The organism is Streptomyces silaceus, from assembly GCF_001419745.1.
In the GTDB taxonomy this organism is placed as follows: domain Bacteria; phylum Actinomycetota; class Actinomycetes; order Streptomycetales; family Streptomycetaceae; genus Streptomyces; species Streptomyces silaceus.
Window position 1 is genome coordinate 1 of the sequence record NZ_LIRJ01000064.1, and the last position, 4162, is coordinate 4162.

The window sequence follows — 4162 nt, forward strand, 5'->3', positions numbered from 1 at the left end:
GTGTCGGAGATCTCGGGGGCGGCATCGGCCGGGGCGGACCCCGCGGGTGCGGCCGACGTGCCGCGCTCCGCGCGCCGGTCCACGGCCAGTTCGCGCACGGCGATCAGCATCGCGGCCCAGGACAGCAGCGCGGCGGCGGCGATGACGACGCGCAGCCCGAGGTCGAGGCCGAGCAGCCGGCCGCCGAACCAGGCGCCGAAGGCGATGCCGAGGTTGAAGGCGCCGATGTTCACGGCGACGGCCAGCGTGGGGGCGCCGTCGCCCGCCGAGGTGAGGATGCGGGCCTGCAGGGCCGGCATGACGGCGAAGTAGGCGGCGCCGAACACCACGAGCAGCGCGATCAGCAGCCAGGACACGCGGGCGCCCAGCGCCATCAGGGCGAGGTCGGCGCCGAGCACGGCGAGCACGCCCACCAGGGACGGCATCAGCGCGCGGTCGGCGAGCCGGCCGCCGATCAGGTTGCCGACCAGGGAGCCGCCGCCGAGCAGGAGCAGCAGCCAGCTCACGGTGGACGGGGCGAAGCCGCCGAGGTCGGTGAGGATCGGGGTCACGAAGGTGTACGCGGTGAACACCGCCGCCATCGCCAACGCGGTGATGACGATGGCCAGTTGGACCCGTCGGCCGCGCAGGACCCGCAGCTCGGCGGCGGCCCCGCCGCCCCGCTCGGCCGTGCCGTCGTCGGCCGGCAGCAGCGCGGCGACGAGCGCCAGGGCCAGCAGGCTCAGCGCGGCGATGCTCCAGAACGCGGCCCGCCAGCCGAGGTGCTGCTCGATGAGCACGCCAAGCGGCACGCCGAGCACGGTGGCGAGGTTGAGGCCGACGGCGACCTGGGAGACCGCGGAGGCCTCCTTTCCCGGCGCCGCCATGCCGCTGGCCACCACGATGCACACCGCGAAGAGCGTGCAGTGGGTGAGGGCGGAGAGCACGCGGGCGGTCATCAGGACCCCGTAGCCGGGGGCGAGCGCGGCCAGGGCGTTGCTGAGCACGAAGAGCGTCATCAGCCCGAGCAGCAGCGGCTTGCGGGGGATCCGGCTGCCCGCCAGCGTGACCACGGGCCCCGCGACGACGACACCGAGCGCGTACGCGGTGACCAGGAGGCCCGCGTCGGAGAGCGAGACGTCCAGGTCGCCCGCGATGGCGGGCAGGATGCCGGCGACCACCAGCTCGGCGGTGCCGACGCCGAAGACACAGAGCATCAGGGAGAACAGGGGCAGCGGCATGACCAGTCCAAGTCGTAGGGATCCAGCGGGAGGTGCGCCGTCGGGTGCGGCGCGCTCACACCGCCCGGTCGGGGGCGATCAGGAGCTTGCCGCGGCTGCCGCCGGCCGCCAGCCTGCGGTGCGCCTCGGCGACCCCGGCCAGTGAGAACACCTCGCCCACCCGCAGGGTGAGCACCGACTCGGAGACCAGGCGGCTGAGCCGGGCGAGCCGGTCGCCGTCCTGCTCGACGAACGACATCCGGACGTCGATGCCGCGCTCGGCCTTCGGGGCGGCGGTCGGCACGATCGACACGGCGCGTCCGCCGTCCCGCACGCCGTCGACGGCGCCGGGCTGTCCCGCGGTCTCCAGGAGGAGGTCGGCGGCGCCGTGCGGCACCGGGCGCTCGGCGGTGAACACCTCGTGGGCGCCGAGGGCCTTCGCCGCCTCGACGTCGGAGGGCCGTGCCAGGGCGAGGACCTTCACCCCGCGTTCCGCGGCCAGTTGGACGGCGAAGCCGCCGACCGCGCCGACCGCGCCGGTGACCAGCAGGGTGCTGCCGGGCTCGGGCGCGAGCAGTTCGAGGGCCTGGTCGGCGGTGAGGCCGGCCAGCGGCAGGGCCGCCGCCTCGACCAGGTCGACCCCGCGCGGCGCGGGTGCGGCGAGCGCGGCGTCCAGGGCGACGTACTCGGCGTGGGTGCCCACGCCCGTGGCCATCTGGGCCGACATGGCGACGACCGGGTCGCCCACGGCGAACCGGGTCACCCCGCTGCCGCACTCCTCGACGGTGCCGGACAGGTCCCAGCCGAGCACCATCGGGAAGGGGTGGCTCACGTGGGCGGCCGCCTGGCCCGAGCGCACCTCGATGTCGACCGGGTTCACGGCCGAGGCGGCCGCGCGGACGAGGATCTGGCCCGGTCCCGGTACGGGGCGCGGGAGTTCGGCGACGGTCAGTTCCTCGGGACCGCCGTACCGGTGCAGAACGCTGGCGCGCACGACGTGACTCCTTCTTCTCCTGCGGGCGCCCGCGTCGGGTGCGGGCGTCCGCGTCTTCGGCTGCTTCGGCGAGTGCCGTTCACCGACCACTTCGGCGAGGGCCGGTCATTGCTTGCGAAAAAAAATAGCAGTCACTATCAATCGATCATCAACTCCCGGGCCTGCGCGCACACCACTTGGCCAAGTTGGGCAACGAGGACGCACTCTGGGAAGTACATGCTTGACAATGCATATAAATGATCGACATTCTCCAGGCAGAACCCCACCAAGTCCGCACCAACGAGAGGTGTTTCATGTCTGTGTCCAGCTCTGAGCTCGTGGGTCTGGCCGGCGACGCTGCGCAGGCTCTGTCCGGCCCCGGCCTCTACGCCTACAGCGAGCGCATCGACTCCTGGACGGTCCGCGCGACCAAGCCGGTCAGCTACGAAGTCAGGGTCGCGGACGGGCTCTTCGACCTCACGCGGACGGACCTGCTGGAACCCGCGGGAGTGCCGGGCGGGCGGATACGCAGATTCGTGGTGCTGGATGCCAACGTCGACCTCCTGCACGGCAACCGCATCCGCGCCTACTTCGACTACCACGACGTCGAGCACCACCTGTGCGTCGTCCCGGCCAACGAGACGGTCAAGGACTTCGAGACCGCGGCCCGCATCGTCCGCGAGCTCGACGCCTTCGGCATCGACCGCAGGCGCGAGCCGGTCATCGTCATCGGCGGCGGCGTCCTCATGGACATCGTCGGCCTCGCCAGCAGCCTCTACCGGCGCGGCACCCCCTTCATCCGCGTGCCCACCACCCTGATCGGCCTGGTCGACGCCGGCGTCGGCGCCAAGACCGGCGTCAACTTCAACGGGCACAAGAACCGTCTGGGCACCTACTTCCCGGCCGACCTGACCCTCCTCGACCGGTCCTTCCTCGCCACCATCGACCGCCGCCACATCGGCAACGGCCTCGCCGAGATCCTCAAGATCGCGCTGATCAAGGACGTCCGGCTCTTCGGGCTCCTGGAGGAGTACGGCCCGCTGCTCCTGGACGAGAAGTTCCAGGGCGAGGGAGAGCAGGGCGAGGAGGCGGCCCGCGAGGTCGTGCGCCGGGCCATCCACGGCATGCTCGAAGAGCTCCAGCCGAACCTGTGGGAGACCACGCTGGAGCGCTGCGTCGACTACGGCCACACCTTCAGCCCGACCGTCGAGATGCGGGCCCTGCCGGAGCTGCTGCACGGCGAGGCGGTCTGCATCGACATGGCGCTCACCACCGTGATCGCCCACCGCCGCGGCCTCGTCGACACGGTGGACCGCGACCGCATCCTCGCCGTGATGCGCTCCCTCGAACTCCCCGTCTGGGACGACCTCCTCGACCAGCCGGAGCTGCTGACCGCCGCGCTGCTCGACACCGTCCGCCACCGCGACGGCCTGCAGCGCCTGCCGCTGCCCCAGGGCATCGGCGAGGCCGTCTTCGTCAACGACCTCACCGAGACCGAGCTGCTCGACGCCGTCGCCGAGCTGGGCTCCCTCGCCAAGGACCTGGAGACCCGCGGTGTCTGACCTCCTGTACGCGCCGGGGCGCGACGCCGTCGTCGTCGGTGACGTCACGGGCCCCGCCGCCATCCACGGTGTCCACGGCACCACCGGACTGACCTGGTGGAAGTGCCTGGCCTCGGGCGCGGACCTGCGCGGCGACTGGGAGGCCGTCGAATGGGCCGGCATCCCGGCGGGCGGCGTCAGCGGCGAGCACCGGCACACCCGCACCGAGGAGATCTACTTCATCCTCTCCGGCCGCGGCGAGATGTACCTGAACGGCACCGGGCACCCCGTCGAGCCCGGAACGCTGATCCTCACCGGCCTCGGCACCGTCCACGGACTGCGCAACACCGGTCCCGACGACCTCAACTGGCTGGTCATCGAGATGCGTTCGCCGCAGTTCGCCGCGGCGCTCACCGCCGACGGCCGCGCCCCGGCCGCCGCCCGGCCGG

At 72.6% G+C, this 4162-nt stretch carries 4 protein-coding genes; 2 read left to right on the forward strand and 2 right to left on the reverse strand.

Going from position 1 to position 4162, the window contains the following annotated elements:
- Together AOK22_RS07360 and AOK22_RS07365 are read right to left on the reverse strand one after the other, a co-directional pair.
- Nucleotides 1-1220: MFS transporter (locus AOK22_RS07360; protein WP_107101880.1), on the reverse strand; the 1220-nt coding region annotated here is incomplete at its 3' end.
- A gap of 55 nt (nucleotides 1221-1275) precedes the next feature.
- Nucleotides 1276-2193 (reverse strand): NADP-dependent oxidoreductase, encoded by a 918-nt coding sequence (locus AOK22_RS07365; RefSeq protein ID WP_055697769.1) that lies wholly within the window; start codon nucleotides 2191-2193, stop codon nucleotides 1276-1278.
- Between the two features lie 293 nt (nucleotides 2194-2486).
- On the opposite strand from AOK22_RS07365, the gene AOK22_RS07370 reads away from it, so the two are divergent.
- Nucleotides 2487-3734: a sedoheptulose 7-phosphate cyclase gene (locus AOK22_RS07370; protein WP_055697770.1), complete on the forward strand. Its 1248-nt coding sequence runs from the start codon at nucleotides 2487-2489 to the stop codon at nucleotides 3732-3734.
- The coding region (locus AOK22_RS07375) for a cupin domain-containing protein (protein ID WP_157872192.1) at nucleotides 3727-4162 on the forward strand (436 nt) is incomplete at its 3' end. The genes AOK22_RS07370 and AOK22_RS07375, both read left to right, overlap by 8 nt.